Here is a 24,950-nt window from a genome sequence, read left to right on the forward strand (position 1 = left end):
TGATTTAAGGTGGTGATATGATTTCAAAATACGGAAATAATCTTTTACAATATTTTAGATATTACTATAGTATAGTTGGTAATAAACTGCTCTTTTCAATTTGCTTAAGTATCATTGTTAGTGCTCTGGATGGTTTAGGACTCGCCATGTTTATGCCCTTTTTACAGTCGGTTGCCAATGAAGGGAAAGCGGCCAATGATTCGATGGGGAATTTACATTATGTAATTGATGCAATTAAAGGAATAGGATTTCCATTGACGCTGGGATCTATATTAGCGACTATGGTTATCCTGTTTTCATTTAAAGGTTTTATGAGATATGTGGAAGTAAATTATACTGCTGGTGTAGTTTACTTTTTCATGAAAAAGTTACGTCACAAACTTGTTAACAAGCTACAAAATATTAGTTATAGAGGATTTACAAAATTAGAAGCAGGGATCATTCAAAACAACTTCATTGCTGAAGTTCAAAAGATGTCCCAGGCAGTCAGAAGCTATTTGTTATACTGCCAGGCTATGGTAATGCTTATTACCTATGTTTCATTTTCATTACTCGCTAATTTTCAGTTTGCTCTATTATTGGCAGTAAGCGCCGGACTGACCAATCTACTTTACAGCCGCATTTATAAAAAATTGCAGGAAACATCATACAAGATCTCCGAGAATGGAAACAATTTTAATGCTTACATGATCCAGGCTGTGCATTACTTCAAGTATTTAAAGGCTACTAATTACCTCGGTACTTATTCTGTTAAGTTAAAGGAGGTTATTGATAATACGGAAGCTCTGAGTAAAAAAATTGCCCGATATAATTCTATTACCATGGGCCTCAAGGAGCCTATGATCATCTTAATTGTGGTTATTGTCGTTTACATCCAGGCTACCTGGCTGGGTGGTAACTTAGGCTCAATTATTTTAAGTCTTATTTTATTCTATAGGGCTCTTAACTTTTTAGTAGTTCTACAACAGTATTGGCAAAACTTTATTCAGAACACAGGTTCAATACGTAGCATTACTAAAATAGAGAAGGCAATGAGTAAAATGGTGGAATTCCAGGGCGCGAAGGAGTTTGATACCTTAAGAAAAGAAATTGCAGTAGTAGATGTGAGTTTAACATATGGCAAGAATACAGTTTTACAAAAGACAAATATAATTATACCTCAAAAGCAAACAGTTGCATTTGTTGGTGAGAGTGGTTCCGGTAAAACTTCACTGGCTAATATTATTATGGGACTAATCAATCCGGATAAAGGGACTGTGTTATTGGATGGTATTTCATTAACAGAATATAATTTGGATAGCTATAGAAAAAGAATCGGCTATATCTCCCAAGATCCGGTGATTTTTAATGACAGTATTTTCAATAATGTTACATTTTGGGCAGAGCCTACACCTGCCAACATGAAGCGTTTTTGGGAAGTTATTGATTTGGTTTCGCTGAAAGAGTTTGTTGAGAGCCAGGAGCAAAAAGAGTTGACCAAGTTAGGGGATCATGGATTGTTAATTTCAGGAGGCCAAAAACAAAGAATTTCTATAGCCAGGGAAATGTTTAAAAATGTTGAAATCTTAGTTTTAGATGAAGCTACTTCTGCTTTAGATTCTGAAACAGAATTGATGATACAGGAGAATATTGAAAAGTTACATGGACATTATACTATGTTGGTAATTGCACATAGATTATCTACTATAAAAAATGTTGACAAAATTTATTTGCTTGATAAGGGTAATGTAGTGATTTCTGGAGATTTTGAAAATATGGTTCAGAATTCTGACAAGTTCAAGCGAATGGTTGCTTTACAAGGATTATAAGTTAATAGTTATTCATGTTGCATCACTAATGAATTGATTATGATTTCTGTAGTTATTCCATGTTATAATAGTGAAGAGTTTATTGGCAGGGCTATTGAAAGTGTATTGAATCAAACTTATCAGGACTTTGAGGTAATTTTGGTAGATAACGGATCATCTGATCAAACATTAAACATACTTTATAGCTATAGAAATAAGTACCCGGACTTCATTCAGGTTTTGCAGGAGCCAAGGAAGGGTGGTGCTGCTGCCCGGAACAAAGGGCTGAAGGAAGCAAAAGGTGAATGGATACAGTTTCTGGACTCTGATGATGAATTATTGCCGGGAAAGTTTGATGAGCAGTTAAAAATAGCCCGGAAAAATAACGCAGATTTAGTTCTAAGCACCTTTTATAAGTACTATACAAGTGGAGGCGTTCAGAAGGTTATCATCCAGTTTCTTGAAACTAAGAATGTTTGGGTTGGATTGATTATGTCAAATCTCGGTCGGACGAGTAGTAACTTATGGAAGAGAGATAAGTTATTGCAGGTTAATGGATGGGATGAAAGCAAAACTTCATCGCAGGAGTACAACCTTCTTTTCAGCATTTTAAAATTGAATGCGAAAGTTAGCTTTTGCACCATTCCGCTCACCAATATATACATTCAAAATAATTCAATACACAAAAGTGCAAATAAAAAGAGAAGCTTTGAAATAGCAAATAACTATATTAATTTAAGATTGGAAATCAAGAAATATTTGATTAGCCAAAACAGGTTCAATGAGGAGTTTAACAGGGCTGTCAATATCAGTATTTATGAACATCTTCAGACATACCGGGAAATTATTCCAGAATTTGTAACGATAACAATAGATGAGCTTAAGCTGAATCTGCCATTTTCCTTTTACCTCAAGAAGAGTCTGCGACGAACAAGGAATTATATAAATGACTATGCGAAAATTCTGACAGGTCAAATTAAGGGAGTATAAAAGGATTTATTAAAAATCCAATAATAATGAGTCTTAGAGTAAGTAATTAAGTTTTCAATTTTTATGAAACGATGGATATAGGCTTTAAATATGTTTCTATAATTATTCCGACTTATAGAGAGTGGCACCTTTTGGTAAAGTGTATTCATGCATTAAATGCGCAATCTTATCCAAGTGAAAGCTTTGAAGTGATTATAGTAAACAATGACCCGAATGATGCTATTCCAAAGGATTTGGTTTTGCCTCAAAATTTTAAAATTATTGATGAAAGTAAACCCGGTTCTTATGCAGCAAGAAACACTGCTTTGAAGATGGCAAAAGGTGAAATTATTGGTTTTACAGATTCTGATTGTATAGTTGATAAAAACTGGATCAAAAATGCGGTTGATTATTTGCAAGAAAATGCAAACTGTGATAGAGTGGCAGGAAGTATTCAAATTATACAGAAATCGGCAAAGCCTACTGTTATAGAAAAATATAATCAATTATATGCATTTCCGCAAAAATGGCTAATTGAAAATGGAGGAGGAAGTGTGACAGCGAATTTATTTGTACATAAATATGTATTTGACAAGATAGGAGGTTTTGATGAAAGCCTGATGTCAATGGGGGATAAATTCTGGGGTATGAAGGCGCAAAAGGCAGGCTTTAATATTCATTTTGTAGAAAATGTCATTGTTCATCATCCTGCAAGGAATTTAGCAGAACTTATCAAAAAAGAAAAACGGCATGGAGGTGCCGTGCAAAAGGACCCAAAGAAGAAACGGCTAAAGCTTTTCATTGATTTCGCTTATCAGTTTCGTCCCCGGGTATCGGGCATGAGATTTATGTTAGGTAAGAGAGTAGGAGTTAGAATCATTGACCGTGTAACCATTCCATTTTTGAGGCATTATTTATTATTGGTTCGTTCTTATGAAGCGCTCAGGGTACAGCTAGGAAAGGCACCTAACCGGACTTAAAGATAAGTGGTCATTATATTTTACTGATATTGGTTTGTTTACTTTAATCATACAAATAGAAATTTGCAATGGGGAAAAAAAATGTTGCGGTTATACTGGCGGCAGGGAATGGAGAGCGAAGTGGATTTGAAATTCCGAAACAAATGATGAAGTTAGCCGGAAAGCCGATTGTGGAGCATACAATAACAATTTTTCAGAATTGTTCAAGCATTGATGAAATTATTGTTGTTTCTAGTGCTAATTGTATTGAAAGAATTGAAGAAATTGTTTCCAGTCGTGCTTTTAGCAAGGTGAAAAAGGTGATCAAGGGCGGGCAGGAAAGATATGAATCTTCGGTAGCTGCTATTAATGCATCTGAACCAGTTTCTGATCAGGAAGATGTCAATCTGATTTTTCATGATGCCGTCAGGCCTCTGGTTAGTGACAGGATCATACTAGATGTTATTCAATCATTAGATTATTATAATGCTGTCGATGTTGTAGTTGCTACTACAGATACTATTATTTCAGCGGATCCGATTACAAATACAATAGAATCTGTTCCTGTAAGGCAAAGGCTTCGTAATGGCCAAACACCACAAGGATTTAAGTGGAAGACGATAAAGACTGCATATGAGCTGGCGTTTAAAGATCCAGATTTCAAAACAACGGACGATTGTGGGGTTGTACTGAAGTATCTGCCTGACGAGAAGATCTTCCTCGTTAATGGTGAGCATAACAATATTAAATTAACGTATAAAGAGGATTTGCAGATAATTGATAAGTTATTGCAACTCAATACCAAAAAGACAATTTGCAATAACCTGACATCTCATAGCCTGGCACAATTAAAAGGGAAAGTGATTGTTATTTTGGGCGGAACAAGCGGCATTGGTGCGGAAATGGCTGCAATTGCTGAAGCTTACCAGGCCAAGGTGGTAGTTGCTAGTCGTCGTACAGGCTTAGATGTTACCAATCTTAATTTGCTGCAGAATGAATTTAAAGCTATTCATGAACGGTATGGGAGAATCGATTACGTAGTGAACACTGCAGGTATTCTGGTGAAACAGCCTCTGGTATTAATGGAGTACAAGGATATTGTAGAGGCTATTCAAATAAATTATTTAGGGGCAGTGCATGTTGCCTTGGCTGCATACGAATATTTAAAGGAAAGCAGAGGGCATATGCTCAATTTTACTTCCAGTTCATATACTTATGGGCGGGCATATTATAGTTTGTATAGTTCGTCAAAAGCAGCCATAGTGAACCTGACTCAGGCGTTGGCTGAAGAGTGGCATACTCAGTTTATCAGGATCAATTGCATCAATCCTGAGCGAACAAATACCCCAATGAGGCGTAAAGCCTTTGGTATTGAGCCTTTGGATTCTCTATTATCAGCGAGAAGCGTAGCATTACTTTCCTTGGGTGTTCTCCTGGATGATTCAACAGGTCAGGTATTAGATATCACAAGCCAGTATGTAAAAAAGGCAATTAATAATGGAGCTCTAACAGAAGAAACGATAATGTTTAAATGAACCTAATGTTTAATTAACTTAGCACATGAGTCCCTTTAAACATACGAATATGTTAGATTTTCAGAATCTGTTTCCCGATGAACGTGAAAAAGGTGAAACACCTCTTCGGCAATGTCAGTTGGTTATGTTGCGAATGCTGAAGATTTTTGATTATTTGTGTATTAAACATGATGTGAAATATTTTCTTACGGGTGGAACGCTCATAGGAGCTGTGCGGCATAATGGTTTTATTCCTTGGGATGATGATTTAGATGTTGGGATGACAAGAGATGATTATGAAAAGTTTATTCAATACGCAGTGCCTGAACTGCCTGATGATATTTTCTTTCAAAATCCTCAAACTGATAAATACTACCCGCCAAATAGTAATGTTGAAGCACGTTTGAGGGATAAGTATAGTAGTTACACACATATTAATGGAGAAAACAAGAAATGGCATGAAGGACTGCAGGTGGATATATTTGTTTATGACCGGTCATTTCTACCTCATAATTTCTTCGTTGTTACTTTGAATAAGGTCTTAAAACGCTTCAATAATAACCTGAAAAGGGCCAGGGTACTGAAGGCAATTTCAAAGTATTCTCCCTTGCCTTTAGTTTATTCCAGTAATTATTTACAATATTACAGTGCCATGAAACATGGCACTTTTGTTACTAAAAGGGAACTAGGTAGCCTGCTTAGGGTAAAATTTGAGGATACAGAAGTTTACGTCCCGGAAAGTTGGGATTCTTATTTAAAGAGGCAATATGGCAATTATATGAAACTGCCTCCACCGGAAAAGAGAATATCTGCACATGATGTCATCGCAGATCCATTTACTCCCTGTGATCATACCGAAGTTTTGTGCTGGAAAGACAGAACGCATAAAGAAAGCCAATATTCTTAATGATATATCGAAAAAATCAATGCTTTTTAGATTGATTAAGCATTGTCGATTGCTCAATAGTTTTAGTCTGCTATTGTGGGAATTTCTTCTATTGTGAAAAATTAAATTAGGTATAGGTTCGATGAATAAAAAAAATGTAGTTCATATTGGAATTATTTGGGCAAATCCTTATAGCAATAATTTAGGTGTTGCAGCTCTTGCATATTCGTCATTGGCTTTATTGAACGATGTATGTAGGGAAAACAATATTGATGCAAGGTTTACATTGGTCGGCAACAGGGGGAAGGAAAAGGATAAAATTTCTATAAACAACTGTGAAATATTTTTTAATAATGTATTAGGAAATGATCATTCGAAATGGAAATCTCTTGCCAGGCTGGTTCTTTATCCAAGGAGATGTCAAACTATGAAATTGTTGAACCTGGATATTATTTTTGATATTTCTGAAGGAGACAGCTTCACAGATATTTATGGAGATAAGAGGCATAAGAAGTTCCTGAATTCCAAAAGGTTTTTTAATTTGTTACGAACTCCCCAGGTTTTGCTTCCACAAACTATTGGCCCATTCAATTCAAAGCGAAATGAAGAAATGGCGTTCAAGGCCATGAAGAAAATGAAATTGGTTATTTCCCGGGATAAACAAAGTTTGGATTACACAGCTCAATTTTTACCGGAAAATAAAATAAAGGAAGCGATTGATGTCGCCTTTTATATGCCTTTTGAGAGAAGGAAGTTTGATAAAGAAAACATTCATGTTGGTATCAATATTTCAGGTTTGTTATGGAATGGGGGATATACTAAAAAGAATCAATTCGCTTTGGAGGCAGACTATCGGAGCCTCATCGAAAATGCCATCAATTATTTTGCGCATAAAGACAATGTAACCATTCATTTTGTTTCGCACGTTTTATCAAGGAGGAAGTCTGTAGAAGATGATTACGCAGTAGCTGAAGAATTTCATCTTAAATACCCCGGATCTGTTTTAGCTCCGGCTTTCAAATCTCCTATAGAGGCTAAATCATATATCAGTAGTTTGGATTTTTTCTTCGGATCCCGAATGCATGCTTGTATTGCCGCAATTTCTTCAGGGGTTCCTGTATTTCCTATGGCTTATAGCCGGAAATTCAATGGACTTTTTAGTGAAACCCTACAATATAAATGGTTGGGTGATTGCACAAAGGAAACAGAAGATGTTATACTGGAAAAATTGCAAACTGCTTATCATCAACGGCTTGCAATTAAAGAGGAAATTGGGCATTTGAATAGCAATGTTGTTTCATACAGGCTGGATAGTCTAAAAAATCAATTATTAAAATCAATAAGTAATGTCAAATTCAGTCATTAGTGAGATAGACAGGTCTGGACTTTGCTTAGGCTGTGGACTGTGTGAAGCAGTTTTAGGAAAAGAAAACTGTACAATGCAGTTACGGGATGATGGTTTTTTTCACCCTCAGTTTAAAAGGCTGGATAAAAAGAGCGAGCGAGTCATCAATGAAATCTGCCCGTCTATTAATGTCCGTAATGAATACGAGTTGAAAAAAGATGAGCGAATTTGGGGTAAGATTATCCAGTTGTATGAAGGTTTTTCTGCAGATCAAGAAGTTCGTGCTAAAAGTTCATCAGGTGGTGTTGTTAGTGCATTAGCAATTTACTTATTGGAGCATAAAAAAGTTGATGCTGTATTGCATGTAGGGGGCGATGCGGATGACTACCAACAAAATAAGTTGCGTAAGTCTTATGATAGAGAAGATGTAATAAGGAATAACTCATCCCGTTATGCTCCTGCCTTAATGTTTTCGGATATTTTTGAAATACTCAATCAATCAGATGAAATTTTTTGTTTTATTGGTAAGCCATGTGATATTGCAGCACTCAAAAATTTTTTAAGAGTTTATCCCACTTATCAAGACCGATTTAAATTGACTATTTCCATTGTTTGTGCGGGTATGCCCAGTTTCAACGGAACCAGAAAATTGATTTCAGATTTTCATCCACAGGTTCCAATCAAAAATCTTTCATACAGAGGTAATGGTTGGCCAGGTTATTTTTCTTTCAGTGATAACAGTGGAAAAGTATATAGCAAGTCTTATAATGATTCATGGGGTAAAGTACTAAACCGACATTTATGCTTCAGGTGTAAAATTTGCCCGGAAGGAATCGGGTTGCTTGCCGATATAGCGATTGGTGATGCATGGGAAACAAAAAATGGATATCCGGATTTCACTGAAAAGGAAGGAAATAGTTTAGTCATAACCCGAACGGCTATTGGACAACAAGTTGTGGATGAGCTCATTAACGATGAGGCAATATTCTGTAAAAGTTTACCTGTAGAGAAGTTGCGTTTGATGCAACCATTTCAATACAGGAGACGGAAGTATGCAGGTATGCGCATCATCGCAGCAATGATAGCAAAACAATTCTTATTCAGGTTTCATAATCTGTACATATATAGAAATCTGGAATTTAAATCTCCCAAACGATTGATGAAGGAGTTTTTGGGCACATTTAAAAGAGCAATCAAAATGGCTTGATTATGCCATATAATAATATTCTATATCATCTATATTTTGTTGTTCCTTCAAGATTTAAAGGATTCATTAAAAGAATGATACTTAAATCTGAAGGAGGGCAAATGTATTCTAATACTATTCGCCAGATATATGAAGAGAAACATAAAATTAAAATTGGTTATGGTTCATATGGGGGGTGTTTTTCTTTAAAAAATGTTCCGGCAGGTGTTTCATTTGGAAACTATTGTTCAATAGCTCCCACGATTCGAATATTCAGGGCTAACCATCCAAAAAACAAGTTTACTTCGCACCCAATTTTATACAATCCTGCTGCAGGTTATGTTACTAAAGATGCGCTTAAAAGACCTACTTTAACTATTGGTCATGATGTATGGATTGGAGAATGGGCCATAATATTACCTAATGTTTCATATATAGGTAACGGTGCTATCATTGGAGCAGGAAGTGTGGTGACAAGAAATGTGGATCCTTATTCTATCGTAGCAGGAAATCCAGCTAAGGTAATCGGCAAACGTTTTGACGATAGCGTCATTAAGAAAATTGAAGAATCTAAGTGGTGGTTTTCAACTAAGGAGGAATTGATCAAGAATATACAAAAGTTCCAGGATCTTGTTGAGATAAATGAAAAGAATATCATTAAAGAATTTTAAGTATACAAAAGTTCGATATCAGCAAACTTAATTTTTCTAACCATGGACTTAAGCAGTACCAATGCAAGATTGAAATATGGTTTTATTTTATTTACTGTTTTGGTTAGCATCAACTTTTGGTCTTGTAGCTTAATATCTGACGGGATGAGTAAGCTTTTAGAGGTATTTGTGTTGATGTGCCTTTCGCTGATCGTTCTTTATGATAACTTTATCTTGAAGAGAACACAAATTTTTAAAGCAAATGTTTTCTTCTTCATGCTGATTCCTTTGTTGAGTGCATATGGCGCGCTTATTTTTCATGATCAGCCTTTAAAGCTTTCTTTAATTATATCCAGAGTTAATCTTTACTGGCTCTTTTATTTTGTACTCCTGATCTTTGATATTCCAAGTGAACGAATCATCAAAATGATGCTTATTGTTGGTTTAGTATGGGCATCTCTAACCATCATTCAGCAGGTTACTTATCCGATTTCTTATTTTTATTCCAGAGAAGATTCAGATGAATATTCTATTTATAGAGGAGGCGTATACCGGTTCATGATTTATGGACAACAATATGGCGCTTTTTTCATGTTTTATTACTTCTATCAATATTTAACGAAGAAAAATTCAAATTATCTGTTTTATGTGCTTTTTGCAATGGCTGGTTTTTATTGTTATGGCACACGTCAATTTGCATTGGCAGCACTTGCCTGCCTTTTTATTGCAATATTTTTAGTTCGTGGAAAAGCGCAATTAAGTGCTGTAATGATCATTTTGATCGCTGTACCTGTTCTTGTGATGCTCAAGGATGTTTTGTTTGCGCAGTATATCGATATGACTAGGGAGCAGCTAAAGTATGGTGATGATGTAAGGCAATTAGCCGCTCGTTTTTTCCTTAATGAATACTGGCCTGACCATTGGACTGCTAAGATTACCGGTAATGGTACCCCACATATCTATTCAAGGTATGGTCAGGAAATGGAAATCATCAGACTTTATAATCATTTCTATAGAAGTGATGTAGGAATTATTGGTGCTTTTAATGAGTTTGGTATTTTGTATGTCTTAAATATAGTATTCGTAAATATCAAAGGATTAAAGAATAAGTATTTTACAAATGACAGTAAGTTCTTAAAACTTTTATCTTATTATTCAATTATTCTTTTAATCACAAGCCAGTACTATTCCAAAGGGCTCGGAATTCCATTTTATTGTTTAGTTTTTTATCTTATTGAAAAATCGTATAAAGAAAAAAAGGAAGTACCAGAGGAAGTTGAAGAAAATGAAGAGGAACTTGAGTTTGCCATTTGAGGTAGTAAGTTCTATTTCCATTTAATCATTTTTATATGAAACCAAGAGTTGCAGTAATTATCATTAATTATAAAACTTCTCATCTTTTAGGGAAGCTGATCGATTCTATTAAAGAAATCACGGTAGATGTTTCAATTGTAATTGTTGATAATGCTTCAACGGAGGAAACGTACTCTGAACTTTTGATGATTAAAGATGCACGTTTGCATATTTTGCGCTCGTACACGAATCTCGGGTTTACCGGTGGGATTAATTTTGCTTTAAAGTATTTGATAGAAAGTAAACTAGATTTTAAGTATTTTTTTCTACTCAATCCTGATGCTTTTAGTAATGATAATTTAATAGGTGATCTGGTTCAGATTTTGAATATAAATAAAGATGCAGCAGGCGTTTCTCCGCAGGTACTTTATTTAAATGGCGATCCATGGTACACAGGTGGAATGATCAAGTATAATGAAGGCAAAGTCGTTAACCATTCTATTGATGAAATAAAGTGCAATGCGCAATCCTACGAAGTGGATGTATTTAGTGGTTGTGCAGTGCTTTTTGATTTAAGTAAAGTACTCGAAGTTGGAATGTTTAATGAAGATTTGTTTATGTATTTTGACGAAGCTGAACTTTCCATCAGATTAAAAAGAAAGGGTTATAAAATATTGTATTGCCCCCAGCATAAGATATTTCATGACGTTTCATATACAACCCGTAAAATATCCCATTTGAAAACTTACTACATGACCCGTAACAAGTTCATCGTATTTAATAATGACATGAGCTTATATAATAAAATTTATTTCATTTTATATGAAATGGCTTTTCATTTAAAAAATATGAGAATTAGAAACGTTTTTTACCACATAAAGGGCTTTTATGATTTTAAAAGAGGTAAAAAAGGTTCAATGGCTATACGATCATTAACATAATAAGAATTAGTGCATAGAAAAATTTTATTAAACAATTTATTTCTTAGGTAAATGGGATCATTTTCTTATTTTTTTAGTCCACAACCAACGCCAAAGACGACTAATGAATATATCATTAGTTTTTATGAGAAATTAGCAGAAAGAGTTACAGTTGTGAACTATAATAAGAAGCCTGTCTCTGCCTCGCTTGATATTTTCAGGTATGTTTTTAAAAGTGATGTAATGGTATTAAATTGGCCTGAGGATATCATGCATTTGCGTTTTGGCATACTTCAAATAATAATTTCATTTTTAGGTTTGGTGATTTTCAGAATCAGAGGAGGAAAGATTGTTTGGGTTTGCCATAACCGGGAATCACATTTTAAGCGATTCAAGTTATTGAGAAATTTCGCGCGTAAATTTTTCGCTACGCAATCTCAAAATATTATTGTTCATTCTGAAGATGCTTTAAAGCATTTTAAGAGAGTTCGACACAAGGTGATTTTTATGAATCACCCGGTTTATGAAAAATTCCATCAAAAAACTGAAGTTAATGATGCTGAAACAATTGATGTTCTTATTTGGGGCAACATTACTCCTTATAAAGGATTATCAGCATTTATTGAAAACTATAAAAAGTGCAATGTTTCGTTTGGTGTAACTATCATTGGAAAGGCTAATAAGGACTATTATAAACATTTAACTGAGTTAGCTGCTGGATCGAAGGTATCAATCATTGATCATTTTCTGTCGGAAGAGGAATTATATCAATATTTTCAAAAGTCCAAAATTATTTTATTGCCTTATTTGGATAATGATACATTTTCTTCGGGATCGCTTATCCATTCATTGAATTCTTCGAAAGTTATCATAGGACCATCTTTAGGCAACTTTATTGATCTGCAGAAAACAGGAGCATGCCTTACATATGATGACTATCAAGGGTTGTTCAACATTGTAGGAGAACTTTTGAGTGACGATCAAAAGTATAAGTATAAACTTAAAGAGTTGCAACAAGGAATTGAAAGATATTATCTTTCTAACACCTGGGACAAATTCATAGATAACCTTTTGCTGATAGTTTCGGAGAAAAAACATCGAGATAAAATGGTGGCAACTATACTGGAATGTTAGTTGTCATGGTGCTGGAGGATAAGTTTTTTGGGCTGTTCATGCAAATGATGATCATTTAACCATACCATTCTATAACAGATTTATTATGAAACCAAGAATCGCCTTTGTTGTGCATATGTTGGCACCATACCGTGTCAGTTTTTATTCAAAGCTGTTTGCTGCTAAGGAATATGAGTGGAAACTTTTTGCAGGGCATAAATCTAATAAGAATGATGCAAGGCCGCAATACGATGGCGATTTGAGTTTTCCTGTTTCATTTCATACCGAAAAGAATCGAAACCTTGGGATATACAATATGTGTGATAATGAAGGCATGTTTGATGCTGTAAAGTTATTTGATCCCCAGATTATTATTTTGTTTGCTCATGTAGGGACAAAAAGTTTCAGGAAAATTGTTGACTGGGCAAAAGGCTCTGGCCGGAAGGTTATTATGTGGACCTGTTTTTGGGAACCTTATTATATTACAGGTTATAAAAGGCTTATCAGGGATTTTGCGATCAATAGGTTTTATAATAAAGCCGATTATCACATCGCATATAGTTCAACAGCAAAGGAGAAATTGGTCGAAATCGGATATCCTGATACCCAGATTGCTATTGCTTACAATGGTATTGATTTAGATTTATATGAAAATGAATTAGGTGGTGTTAATGGAGAAGAATTATTTGATCGGGATTCAATTAATTTTCTATACTGTGGCGGAATGGGGAAAGATAAAAAGGTGGATTTATTAATTAAAGCTATACACATTAGTCATCACGTTAGCCATCACAAATTAAATGCTTATTTGATCGGAGATGGGCCAACATTCGAAGAATGTAAAAACCTGGTTAAAAGTTTAGGATTGGCAGACAATGTAAAGCTTTTGGGTAGAATTAATAATGTTGGAAAATATATCCAAGCTGCTGATTGTATTGTTTTGCCTGGCACCGGAGGCTTGATATTAAATGAGGCTGTACTTATGAATAAGCCGATGATTGTCAGTAAAGCTGATGGAACTGAAAATGATTTATTGATTAACGGTTTCAATGGACTTAAGTTCCAGGCTGGTAATGAGGAAAGTTTGGCAAATGCAATTGTTGAGGTGGCCGATAACCTTTCATTTTTTAGCGAAAATGCTGCCTGTGTATCTGAAGTGGTAACAAAAAGAAGTAACGTAGATATGATGGTTACTACATTTTTAAAGGCTATAAAAAAAGTAAATAATGAAAATATCTCTAGTAGCAGGCGCCAGGCCGAACTTTATGAAAATAGCGCCTATCTTAAAAGCAATTGAAATCCGGAAACAAGAACACAATATAAGTTATCGCTTAATTCATACCGGACAGCATTATGATAAAAATATGAGTGATAACTTTTTCAAGCAATTGAATATTCCGGAACCTCATATTAATCTTGAGTCTGGAGGTGGCACTCAGGCAGAACAAACTGCATCCATCATGGTAAAGTTTGAAAAAGAATTGCTGTCACACAGGCCCGATGTTGTATTGGTTGTTGGTGATGTTACTTCTACTTTGGCTTGTACTATTGTCGCAAAAAAACTTTGTATAGATGTTGTTCATGTTGAAGCAGGTATCAGATCGGGTGATATGACAATGCCGGAAGAAATCAACAGAATTGTAACGGATTCTTTGTGTGATCATTTTTTTACAACAAGCGAAGTCGCAAACGAAAATTTGATCAGGAATGGAGTTGCTAAAAAAAGAATCCATTTTGTGGGGAATACCATGATCGATACTTTGCTTCAAAATTTACATAGGATTAAAAAGCCTTCAATACTTACAGAACATGGTTTATCAGAGCATGAATATTTTCTGATAACATTACATCGGCCCGCTAATGTTGATGACAAGGATAATTTAAAATATTTATTGGATAAAATCCTGGAATATACATTTCCATACAAGGTTTTATTTCCTGTACATCCAAGGACGAAGATCATTCTTGATAACTTAAAGTATAGCAATGATCAATTGATTCAGATAGAGCCTATGGGCTATCTAGAGTTTATTTATTTAGTTAAAAATTCAAAAGCTGTTATTACAGACTCAGGCGGTATTACTGAGGAGGCAACTGTTTTGAATGTTCCATGTCTTACATTACGTAACTCGACTGAGCGTCCTGAAACTATTTCAATTGGATCTAATGTACTTGTAGGAACAAATCCGGAAAATTTAGAGTCTTATATCAAAGATATTATTGACAATAAATGGAAACAGTCAGGTATTCCACCTCTTTGGGATGGTAGAACTTCAGAGCGAATTGTTGATACAATGATCAAAATTTATGAGATGAAACAATTTGCGGAAGGTGTGAGTAATTAACTTTTCGAGTCAAGTTATTTCTAATGAAGAGGATTATCTTTGAATGACAATAAAAAAATACCGGTCAACGACCGGTATTTTTTTATTGTTTAATAAGCATTTTTTTCTCCTTTAACCGCATTAAATACAGTTAGAAATATAATGCGCACATCTAACCAAAGACTCCAGTTTTCCATATACCATATATCGTGTTCTACTCTTTGTTGCATTTGATCCAAAGTTTTTGTCTCTCCTCTAAATCCATTTACCTGTGCCCAACCTGTTATTCCTGGCTTTAGGAATTGTCGTACCATATATCTGCTGATCAATTTGGAATAATCATTTGTGTGCTTTAACATATGAGGTCTTGGTCCCACAATACTCATGTTGCCAAGCAAAACATTAAAAAACTGTGGGTATTCGTCCAGACTTGTGCGTCTGATAAATTTTCCAATTTTTGTAAGCCTATCATCATCTTTTGTAGCCTGGCGTAAATTTGAATCGCCGTTGACTTTCATGCTTCTGAACTTGAAGCATTTAAATATTTTTTTGTCTTTACCTGTTCTGTATTGTAAAAAGAATACTGGTCCTGGAGATTCAAGAAATATTAAAAGGCTCAATATTGGAATAAGCCAGGATAGAATGAAAATTATAACGAAAAGGCTAAATACTATATCAAATAACCTCTTCTTAACCATATTACCCAAATTATCCAGCGGTTCTTTATGCAGTGATAAAACAGGTAAATCATTTAGATAACTTACACTTACCGGGCAATTGATAAATACAGAAAGATCAGGCACAATTTTAAAGCGTATGCATTCCTGGTCTGCATGCTGCATAATTTGGTAGATTCTTGGATCTTGCTCGGGAGAGATCGTTGAGTATATTTCATTGACCTGAAAATCAACAGAAGCTTTTGTTGCTCCTTCTACACCGCTGATAACTGGATAAGTAGTTAATTCTGTAACATTTTTAGACTCTTCACAAAATCCAATAATTCTTACATCAAATCCACTGTTTTCTACGTATTCTACAATTTTTTTGGATACTTTATTATAGCCTAATATTAAGACATTTCTTGTGGAATGAATATGATTATGCAGGAGTCTAAAGAGCGACAAATAGGCAAGCCTGTTAATAAAAAGTACGAAGCCGTATCCTATCACACTGATTAGAATAAATGATCTGGATAGATCAAATTGCCTGAAAAAGAATAGGTAAAGTATTGCAGCACTTATCCAGGTAAAATAAATGCGAAATGTTTTTCTGGAAAATGATTCAAAAGTTACAATAAAATCTTCACGGTACAGTTTGCCAATCCAACTAACAGCTATCCACAAAAGGTTGAGCACTATTACAAACCTTGAATAATATGCCAGAAAAGCGTCTGGTATGCTGCTATCGCAAATCCAGTATGCAATAAAAGCCCAGCAATTAAGTGTTATAATGTCAAACCCTACAAGGCCAGCCTGTAAAAAATTGATAAAGTGTTTTTTCATATCCTTCGTTTTCTTAAAGCCATTAATCCAACTAATCAAAAAGGAGTAAGTGTTCCATGGCAACTACAGTGCTCCATCAATCTTTAAAGACCGTTTCAACTTTTCTTTAAATAATATGTAAAAGAAAATAGGTCCATAATATAAATATCGTTTCCACAAGCGCTTAGGTTCTTTTACCAAACGTCCCATCCATTCTAACCCTAAATCAATCCATAAACTGCTTGGGCGTTTAACTGTCCCTGCATAAAAATCGAAAACAGCTCCTACTGATCCTATAATTTTGGCATCAATCTGATCCTTATGCATGTATGCCCACTTCTCCTGTTTAGGAGCAGTCATACCTATAAATAAAACATCTGGTTTAAATGAATTGATTGCATTTATTATATCCGCATTTTCGGTTGCATTAAATTGAGAGGAAAAGGGTGGGGAATAAACGCCCACTTTTACAGAGGGATATTCTTTAGAAATTCTTTCTATTATTTTTTTTAAGGTGGTTTCTGATGAACCTAAATAAAAACATTTCCCGCCCTCATTATTTAATTTGGTAAGTAAAAATTTATGCAAATCCGCTCCAGCAATTTTTTTTATTTTTTTATTTGCTAGAATTTTAGAAGCGATGACAATGCTCACCCCATCAGGAAGTAAAACATCAGACTCCAATAATGCATCTTTAAAATGACTGTCTCTTTCAGCCATTGCATAAGAGTAAAGATTAATCGTATTGATTAAAGTTTTAGAGTTAGTGTCTAATTGATCCAAATTGGCATTAAAAACATCATAATCAAATAACTGAACAGTACTGCCGTTATCCATTTCTTGAATTTTATTTTTTACAAATTCACTTTGCTAAAAGTGACAAGCAATAATTCGGAAATTCTGGAAGGATAAATTAGAAATTCAAACTGATCGGTTATTTTGTCAAAGGATATCGAGAAGTAAGTGGGTCTGAGTGCAACGATTACCTTCTTACTTTTGGCATTGATGATATGAGCAGATACATTTTGTTCATATCAGCAATTTAGTCATCATAAATAATACGATGAATGCTTAGAATTCTTAGGGAGGGGAGTAATAGTTCTAATTTTTGAAACTTTGCTAACCTATATGCAAGGTTAATACCATTTTATATTTTTAGCATAGGAAAAGGATAGGAGTAAATAGGATATTACTGTACTTTGTAAAGGTAGCTATTTTTAAAATATCAAAAACTTTACCAGGCTTTTTTGCTAAATAAATGAAACGCTTTTTCAGGCAGCAATAGGTGTAGAAAATAACTTACTTATCATGTATGTTATACATTTCATTTTAGCCATTAGGCACATTGGTTTACGTTTATGCTTGTCATATAGGTTGGTATATAGAATTTATGGAATATTTGGTTCTGCAATAAGGCTTATTTTCCAATAATCATAGTGGCACCTGGAGCTTGAATTTGCCTAATGCTTTTCTCAACAGATTGGCTTTCAATCCTTTTCTTATTACATGCTTGTAAAAACGTGAAACAGTATAAAGCAAGATTCCCAAAAATGGTTTAGCTTTAAAATTGCTAAAAAGATTATATTACATAGCATTCCGGAAATAGTATGTAAATCTTTAGTTGGAAGCATGCTGATCCTATGATCTTACTCAAATCATAAAGATGTCTGGAGCAGAAATGATCATAAGTGTTATTATTCCTACGCATAACAGGGAGGAGGCATTGTTACAGGCCTTGAAATCCCTTTCTGTCCAAAGTTTTTCTAAGTTGCAGTTTGAGGTGATTGTTGTTGCTGATGGCTGCACAAAAAATACAATTGAAGTAATAAGGAGTTTCAAGGCGCCATACAAATTACAAATTTTTGAACAGGAAGCTAGTGGTGCTGCTGCTGCCAGAAACAGAGGGGCGGCTCATGCTATTGGTTCTGTATTACTTTTTTTGGACGATGATATTACAGCTTCACCTCAATTGGTCGAATCCCATGTCAATGCACATCAAAGAGCTGAAAATCAAGTCGTAATTGGCTATTTGTCCACTGTATTGAAGAATCAGAAAGGTTTTTTTGGAAGAAAATTAATAATGTGGTGGGAGGAAATATTTGATGCAATGAAGCATAAAAGTCATCTCTTTAGCTATCGTAATTTGTTAAGTGGGAATTTTTCTCTATCTGCTCAGCTTTTTAACTCCGTTGGAGGATTTGATGCCTCATTTAAATGCCAGGAAGATTATGAGTTGGGTGTCCGCTTGATTGAAGCAGATGCTCAATTTGCATTTGAACCGGAAGCTATGGGATATCATAATGAAATAACAGATCTAAACCGTTGGTTAAACCGAAAATATTCAGAGGGTAAAGCTGCTGTTCAGTTATATCAGAAATATCCGCACCTGATAGACTCAATACCTGTCATCAAGGAATTCGTAGATGGTATTCCCCCATTTTACCAAAGAGCTCTACAATTTATTTATAAAAGGAAATTACTTGCTGAAAGGGAAGCCTTTATTTATAATTATGCACTTCGTGTAGCAGAGTGGTTACATATGTTTCAATTATGGGAGAAATTGTTAGGCAGGCAGCAGACTTACTGGTATTTGCGCGGTATGGTCGATTCGGTAAATGATTTGAATATTTTGATGAATATATCCAAAAGAACGGCTTCCATTCAAAATAAATTTCCTTCGATAAAAGAGAAAGATTTTGGAGGAGAAAGTAAGACTTTTACCCATTAAGCTGCTGGTAATAAACTTTTTCTATGAGGCAGTGCCTTGTGTAATCAAGCTGATTATCTAATTTCCTAATGGATGAAGCCAAAGAAAGTTTCTCAAGTATATTCCTGTTTATATAGGTAAATCAATAATTGAGGCGCTATGAAATCTTGGAAAAAATAAGTATTTTCAATAATATGCTTATAATCTGTCTACTTCAAAACTTTTTATAGGATGGCGACTGCGGTACTTGATCTTGATTTAATAAATCTACCATCTGAAATTACAGGCTTAACAGCTTATTTAAAAGCGTTTATTTTAATCAGGTTCAAGGGGAAACCAATTGGTAAAATAACTGTCCCTATCAATAATGGAAGTATCAGAGTGGAGCAAATTTATCCAGTAATCATTTCTGAAGTCGAACCAATCTTAAAAAAGGTTTGGATTAAAGATTTCCTGGGTTGGGACGAAAGAGACAAGATCGATTTTACTTATCCCAAAGCAACTATAGCTATATGTACCCGTGACAGGCCAGAAGATTTACGTCGTTGTTTGGATGCTCTAATGCAATTGCCAGATGATGGCCAGGAGATATTAGTCATTGACAATTGTTCTTCAACCGATGAATCTAAAAAATTGGTGGAAAGTTATGGTAGTATTCGATATATATACGAGAATCGGCCAGGGCTGAATAATGCACGTAACAGGGCTTTGGAAGAGGCTCGAAATGAGATAGTGGCTTTTACCGACGATGACGCTATCCCGGATCCCTCCTGGCTAAGAGCATTATTACGCAATTTTAATAGTCCACTTGTGATGTGTGTTACAGGGATGACCATGCCCTATGAACTTGAGACAGAAGCTCAGGAAGCTTTTGAAAGATACAGTCCTTTTGGTAAGGGGTTCTATCGTAAGGAATACTCCCTTAATACATGGCATCCTTTAAATACAGGCAAGATTGGAGCAGGAGCTAATATGGCTTTCCGGAAAGAAGTACAAAACGCTGTGGGGCTTTTTGATGAAGCTTTAGACGCTGGTACACCTACAGAATCAGGTGGTGATCATGAATATTTTGCAAGATTATTGTTATCAGGTTATACTATTGTCTATGAACCAGACGCATTAAGTTGGCATCGGCATCGCCGCACCTGGAAGGAAACGAAAAAAGCAATCAGGGGATATGGAATTGGAGTTTATGCTTTTTGGATGCGATTATTGATTGTTGAAAAACAATTGGGAATACCAAAATTGGCTTATACCTGGTTTATACGAACTCAGTTACCTAATGTTGTACAATCCCTTCTCCGGAGACCGGGTAGCCAACCCTTAAGCTTACTGGTTACTGAATTGCAAGGTTGTATTTTAGGTCCTTGGAAATATTTACAATCAAAAAGAAGAATAAAACGAAACCATCTGTACCATGATTCTTACTGAAACCACCATAAGTATCATTATATCTACACATAATCGGGTTCATTCGGTTAAGCGGTTACTTGATAAATTAGGATCACAAACCTATGCGGTTCAATTAATTGAGGTAATTGTTGTGGCTTATGGATGTACAGACAATACGGTTGCTATGTTACAGAATTATAAAGCTCCATTTAAATTTATCTTCTATGAGATGTCTGTAGATGAGCCGGCAAAAGCCCGGAATAATGGGGCTTCTTTAGCCTCCGGTAGTTTGTTTATTTTTATTGGCGATGATGTAGAGCCATCGGAAGGGTTTGCAGAGGCACATATGCTTGCTCATCAAAACAAAGAAGATGCAGTTGTTATAGGATACTTGCCTCTTGCTTTGGCTGAATCCCCTGACTATTATCAAATAGATCGGCAAGCAAATTGGGAAGAAAGATTTCAACGAATGAGAATTCCAGGTTACCGGTATAGCTACAAAGATTTTTCATGTAGTAATTTTTCTATTTCTTCTGATCTATTCAAAAAGGCGCAAGGCTTTGTTTCGGGTTTACATTATCGTGATGATTATGAATTTGGCATACGTTTAATCAACCTGGGTGCAAATTTTATTTTTTCAAAAGATGCCTGGGGCATTCATCGAGACGAGATAACGGATATTCATCGTTTTCTAAAAAGAAAAAGGGAAGATGGAAAAGCAGATGTGAGGCTTTGGTGCATGCATCGAGACATGATCATACCTCCTTTACAAATGAGCAGGTTTAAAAAAAAGTATTCCTTTTTGCTCTATAAAAAAGCTTTTCTTTTATTGGCTTCTCTTAAAATCACTGATACCATTGCTTCATGTTTAAAGTATCTGATGTTCGTTTTAGAGAAATTGCAATTAAGGAGCAAGTGGAAGGCTTTAAATTACCATCTTCACAGGTATTGGTATTTAAGGGGATGGTTAGATGAATTGCCCGACAAGCAAAAAATGTTTTTTGTACCCAATTATATCATGGAGCAAGAAACACCAGATGTAGAATTTGAGATAGATCTTAAGCCTGGCATACTAGCTGCAACACAGAAGTTAGATCAATTGCGTCCTCGTAGTGTTAATATTTGCTATGGAAAGCAAATAATTGGATCCATTCCTTTTAAGCCAGGTGCTGAGCGAATCAACGGAGATCATTTGCGTTATTTGTTAGCCACAGAACTATCTGAGTCTTTTATGGTTTCTTTTTCTTTGGAAAATGATGAGCTTATTGTGAGGGCTTAATCTAAAAAAATAATATATTATTGTCAGTCAACATGGCCACTAAAGTACTTGAACTGGAAATACCCGGAAATATAATATCTATTCCTTTCGAAGAAGGATATGATCATTACCGTGTATTGGTCCGTATGCAAAAACAACCTGTTGGCTGGCTAAACTTTTCGAGAAATGAAACCGGTAGTATTTCTGCCGAAGATTTGTGCATGGCTATAAAAAGGCAACTTGGTCCTGCCATTATTCAAGAATTTCTATCCAGGTCTTTTGTTAGAAAGAACGATTCTTCTTCATATGAAGGTATTAGTGTTGTAGTCTGTACACGCAATCGTACAGCACAACTAGCTCAATGTCTTCAAACCCTTTTACAACTGCCTTATCCTAACTACGAAATCATCATTGTAGACAACGCACCCAGTAATGATGACACACAGCAATTGGTTGCTAATTTCCCTGTTCATTATGTAAGGGAAAATTGCCCGGGGCTCGACTGGGCACGCAACAGGGGAATAGCAGAAGCGAAATATCCTATTATTGCTTTTACTGATGATGATGTAATCGTGGATAAATACTGGTTACAGGCTATAGCCAATATTTTTCTTGACAAACAAGTAATGGGCGTCAGTGGTTATGTAGCCCCGGCCGAATTAGAAACACAGGCACAACATGTTTTCGAATTAGGCTATGGAGGAATGGGACATGGTTTTCTTCGTCGTTTTATAAGGAAGGGGGGGATCAGCGAAAAACAGCTGCTATGGGCTAGCAACTTTGGCATTGGTGCAAACATGGCTTTTCGTCGTGAAATTTTCCAGAAAATAGGTGGGTTTGATACCGCATTAGATGTCGGTACTCCAAGTAATGGCGGCGGTGATATTGAATTTTTCCACCGTCTGGTAAACAAAGGGCACCTTTTTGTTTACGAACCCACTATGCTTGTATGGCACTACCATAGGAAAGAAAATTCTGCTCTTAGTAAGCAGATTTTCAATAATGGCTGTAGTTTTGGGTGTTATTTGATTGTTTGTTTTCGCAAAAAAACGGTAAGGCATTTTACTATTCTTCAATTTTTTATATTAGATTGGTTCTTAAAATGGAACCTGAAAAACCTAATCCATCCTACTAAAATTCCAATACGGCTTTCCCTGTATGAATTATTCGGAATGCTCACCAGTCCTATTTCTTATTGGAAAACATTACGTTGGAATAAACAAGTTCGAAAAAAGTATGGGACACTTTCCGGAACTCGAAGATTCAGATCAGAGTTAGGAAATAGTCAGATAACTTTCCATAAGGAAGCAGAATGTTAAAGTGATAGACGTTTTGAAGCTATTGTTTAAGCATAGCTAGCACATTTTCCGTACTGATGAATAGACTGTCATTTAAACCAAATTTCCTTGGGAGAAGCATTTATTATTTATTCTTTTCTCATTTAGATTATTAACTGTCAGCGTATGCTTTGTCCAATTAAAGTGATTGATGTCGAATTAAGTGCACCTATAGAAAGTATTACAGGTTTGGATAAATATCTTGGCTTACAAGGCTTAGTGCGTTTACATGGCACTCCGATTGGTTATATCAATGTACCTGTAACAGGAGGTCAGGTTGATGCAAGTATAATAAGTAAAGAAATTCTTGAAAAACATCATACAGCTATAATTAATCGTTTGTTGCAAAATGGATTATTGTCCTCTGAAAGTCCGAAAGATTTAAGGATTGAGGACTTATTTAACGTGAAACCACCAGAGCCGACAGGGATCATGCCATTTGTAACAGTGGCTGTTTGTACGCGTAACCGCACAACGGACCTTGCCTTATGCCTTGATGCGCTCTGTGGGCTTGATTATCCCCACCTGGAAATCCTGGTGGTAGACAACGCCCCTTCAACAAATGATACAGCGCTTTTGGTAAAGAATCACTATCCTTCTGTACGCTACATATGCGAACCCAGACCAGGGCTTAGTTGGGCCAGAAACAGGGCTGTTTTGGAAGCGGAAGGAGAAATCATTGCTTTTACCGATGATGATGTAATTGTAGATGCAGGCTGGGTAAAAGCCCTGGCAAGTGTGTTTGCTGAAAGCCCGGAGGTGATGGCTGTTACCGGCCTGGTCGTGCCTTACGAATTGGAAACCCAGGCACAGGTATTATTTGAAATGTACGGAGGATTTGGTAAAGGGTTTCAACGAAAGTCCTGGAGTTTGCCAGGTGAAAAAGATAAGAGAGCCGCTACATTATTTGGTTGTGCAGGACAGTTTGGTACCGGAGCCAATATGGCCCTCCACCGGCGCTTGTTTGATCAAATTGGTCTTTTTGATCCTGCTCTGGATGTTGGCACCGTGACAAATGGTGGCGGGGATATAGAAATGTTTTTTAGAGTATTGAAAGAAGGCTATGAGCTGGTATATGAACCCAGAGCCCTGGTACGCCACCGGCACCGGCGCGAGATCAGTAAATTATATACACAAATTACCAATAATGGTGTGGGTTTATATGCGTTCTGGGTTCGAAGTGCAAAAGGGTATCCTGAGGAGCGGTGGGCTTTTATTCGTTTAGGGCTATGGTGGTTGCGTTGGTGGCATTTAAGACGTCTGTTTAACTCATATCTGATTCCTACCCAGTTTCCGCGGGATTTGATCACAGCTGAGCTGAAAGGGTTCTTTTCCGGAATGAACCGTTATCAGAAGGCCTGCCGGATAGCAAACCAAATGATGCTCCCTGATGAAAAGCTAAAGTTTACAAATCCTGTTTTAAAACAAGCTGAAATAGAATTAAAGGAAAATGTGGCTATACGGACCGTGGAAATCAATCAGCCTCTGAAGCCAATTGTGGACATAAAAGGGTATTTGGAAGTACAAGTTTTTGTTCATTTCAATAGCTGTTTGATAGGAAGTATAAATTTTTTAAATAAAAATGATCACATTAGCCAATACGAATTAGCTGATGCGATCACCCGTCATTTTAGTGTTTCAATTTTAAAGGTGGGTCGTAATATCAATAATGAAAGTGCATGGAACCACGCCCTTCATGCAATAAAGAATCATTACTTGATAAAAAAACAACCAGGCAGTTCTATTCCCGGTCTTTCTCCGGAAGTAAAGGTGTCTATAGTTGTGGCCACCTACGACCGGCCAGAGGATCTGAGCCAGTGCCTCCGCAG

General features: G+C 35.8%; 20 protein-coding genes. 18 read left to right on the plus strand and 2 right to left on the minus strand.

Annotated elements, in window-relative coordinates; all coding sequences use genetic code 11:
• Positions 1 to 17 precede the first annotated feature (17 nt).
• The 13 genes from OCK74_RS04020 to wecB all read left to right on the plus strand — a co-directional run bounded on the left by OCK74_RS04020 (position 18) and on the right by wecB (position 14,967).
• On the plus strand, positions 18 to 1,808 hold the full coding sequence (locus tag OCK74_RS04020) for an ABC transporter ATP-binding protein (RefSeq protein WP_279295708.1): 1,791 nt from the start codon (positions 18 to 20) through the stop codon (positions 1,806 to 1,808).
• Positions 1,809 to 1,847: 39 nt separating this feature from the next.
• The gene (locus OCK74_RS04025) at positions 1,848 to 2,777 is read left to right on the plus strand and encodes a glycosyltransferase family 2 protein (RefSeq protein WP_279295709.1); all 930 of its coding nucleotides are present in this window, start codon (positions 1,848 to 1,850) and stop codon (positions 2,775 to 2,777) included.
• Positions 2,778 to 2,848: 71 nt separating this feature from the next.
• On the plus strand, positions 2,849 to 3,736 hold the full coding sequence (locus tag OCK74_RS04030; RefSeq protein WP_279295710.1) for a glycosyltransferase family 2 protein: 888 nt from the start codon (positions 2,849 to 2,851) through the stop codon (positions 3,734 to 3,736).
• Between the two features lie 68 nt (positions 3,737 to 3,804).
• Positions 3,805 to 5,250 (plus strand): bifunctional cytidylyltransferase/SDR family oxidoreductase, encoded by a 1,446-nt coding sequence (locus OCK74_RS04035; RefSeq protein ID WP_279295711.1) that lies wholly within the window; start codon positions 3,805 to 3,807, stop codon positions 5,248 to 5,250.
• Between the two features lie 49 nt (positions 5,251 to 5,299).
• Positions 5,300 to 6,136, plus strand: a complete 837-nt coding sequence (locus tag OCK74_RS04040) for a LicD family protein (protein ID WP_279295712.1) — start codon at positions 5,300 to 5,302, stop codon at positions 6,134 to 6,136.
• Positions 6,137 to 6,257: 121 nt separating this feature from the next.
• Complete coding sequence (locus OCK74_RS04045) at positions 6,258 to 7,481, plus strand: polysaccharide pyruvyl transferase family protein (RefSeq protein ID WP_279295713.1); 1,224 nt, start codon at positions 6,258 to 6,260, stop codon at positions 7,479 to 7,481.
• On the plus strand, positions 7,462 to 8,667 hold the full coding sequence (locus OCK74_RS04050) for a Coenzyme F420 hydrogenase/dehydrogenase, beta subunit C-terminal domain (protein ID WP_279295714.1): 1,206 nt from the start codon (positions 7,462 to 7,464) through the stop codon (positions 8,665 to 8,667). Before OCK74_RS04045 ends, OCK74_RS04050 begins: the two co-directional genes overlap by 20 nt.
• Before the next feature lie 2 nt (positions 8,668 to 8,669).
• Complete coding sequence (locus OCK74_RS04055) at positions 8,670 to 9,317, plus strand: CatB-related O-acetyltransferase (protein ID WP_279295715.1); 648 nt, start codon at positions 8,670 to 8,672, stop codon at positions 9,315 to 9,317.
• A gap of 144 nt (positions 9,318 to 9,461) precedes the next feature.
• Positions 9,462 to 10,610 (plus strand): hypothetical protein, encoded by a 1,149-nt coding sequence (locus OCK74_RS04060; RefSeq protein WP_279295716.1) that lies wholly within the window; start codon positions 9,462 to 9,464, stop codon positions 10,608 to 10,610.
• A gap of 35 nt (positions 10,611 to 10,645) precedes the next feature.
• Positions 10,646 to 11,530 (plus strand): glycosyltransferase family 2 protein, encoded by an 885-nt coding sequence (locus OCK74_RS04065; protein ID WP_279295717.1) that lies wholly within the window; start codon positions 10,646 to 10,648, stop codon positions 11,528 to 11,530.
• Between the two features lie 51 nt (positions 11,531 to 11,581).
• Positions 11,582 to 12,643 carry a glycosyltransferase family protein gene (locus OCK74_RS04070; protein ID WP_279295718.1) on the plus strand — a complete coding sequence of 354 codons (1,062 nt, stop codon included), beginning with the start codon at positions 11,582 to 11,584 and terminating at the stop codon, positions 12,641 to 12,643.
• A 295-nt stretch (positions 12,644 to 12,938) separates the two neighbouring features.
• Complete coding sequence (locus OCK74_RS04075; RefSeq protein WP_279295719.1) at positions 12,939 to 13,919, plus strand: glycosyltransferase; 981 nt, start codon at positions 12,939 to 12,941, stop codon at positions 13,917 to 13,919.
• Positions 13,849 to 14,967 (plus strand): non-hydrolyzing UDP-N-acetylglucosamine 2-epimerase, encoded by a 1,119-nt coding sequence (gene wecB, locus OCK74_RS04080; RefSeq protein WP_279295720.1) that lies wholly within the window; start codon positions 13,849 to 13,851, stop codon positions 14,965 to 14,967. The genes OCK74_RS04075 and wecB overlap by 71 nt, the downstream gene beginning before the upstream one ends.
• Before the next feature lie 89 nt (positions 14,968 to 15,056).
• Here the strand turns inward: wecB and OCK74_RS04085 are convergent, their stop codons facing one another.
• Entirely contained in the window at positions 15,057 to 16,448 is a 1,392-nt protein-coding gene (locus OCK74_RS04085) for an undecaprenyl-phosphate glucose phosphotransferase (RefSeq protein WP_279295721.1), read from the minus strand.
• Positions 16,449 to 16,511: 63 nt separating this feature from the next.
• Positions 16,512 to 17,264 (minus strand): WecB/TagA/CpsF family glycosyltransferase, encoded by a 753-nt coding sequence (locus tag OCK74_RS04090; protein ID WP_279295722.1) that lies wholly within the window; start codon positions 17,262 to 17,264, stop codon positions 16,512 to 16,514.
• Positions 17,265 to 18,090: 826 nt separating this feature from the next.
• Here OCK74_RS04090 and OCK74_RS04095 point away from each other — a divergent pair.
• The 5 genes from OCK74_RS04095 to OCK74_RS04115 form a co-directional block, all read left to right on the plus strand.
• On the plus strand, positions 18,091 to 19,155 hold the full coding sequence (locus tag OCK74_RS04095; protein ID WP_279295723.1) for a glycosyltransferase family 2 protein: 1,065 nt from the start codon (positions 18,091 to 18,093) through the stop codon (positions 19,153 to 19,155).
• A 210-nt stretch (positions 19,156 to 19,365) separates the two neighbouring features.
• Entirely contained in the window at positions 19,366 to 20,565 is a 1,200-nt protein-coding gene (locus tag OCK74_RS04100; RefSeq protein ID WP_279295724.1) for a glycosyltransferase family 2 protein, read from the plus strand.
• Entirely contained in the window at positions 20,552 to 21,805 is a 1,254-nt protein-coding gene (locus tag OCK74_RS04105; RefSeq protein ID WP_279295725.1) for a glycosyltransferase family 2 protein, read from the plus strand. The genes OCK74_RS04100 and OCK74_RS04105 overlap by 14 nt, the downstream gene beginning before the upstream one ends.
• Before the next feature lie 32 nt (positions 21,806 to 21,837).
• On the plus strand, positions 21,838 to 23,103 hold the full coding sequence (locus tag OCK74_RS04110; RefSeq protein WP_279295726.1) for a glycosyltransferase family 2 protein: 1,266 nt from the start codon (positions 21,838 to 21,840) through the stop codon (positions 23,101 to 23,103).
• A gap of 144 nt (positions 23,104 to 23,247) precedes the next feature.
• Positions 23,248 to 24,950, plus strand: a 1,703-nt coding sequence (locus OCK74_RS04115) for a glycosyltransferase family 2 protein (RefSeq protein WP_279295727.1), incomplete at its 3' end; no start/stop codon positions are given.

The organism is Paraflavisolibacter caeni (assembly GCF_025628885.1).
GTDB lineage: Bacteria > Bacteroidota > Bacteroidia > Chitinophagales > Chitinophagaceae > Flavisolibacter > Flavisolibacter caeni.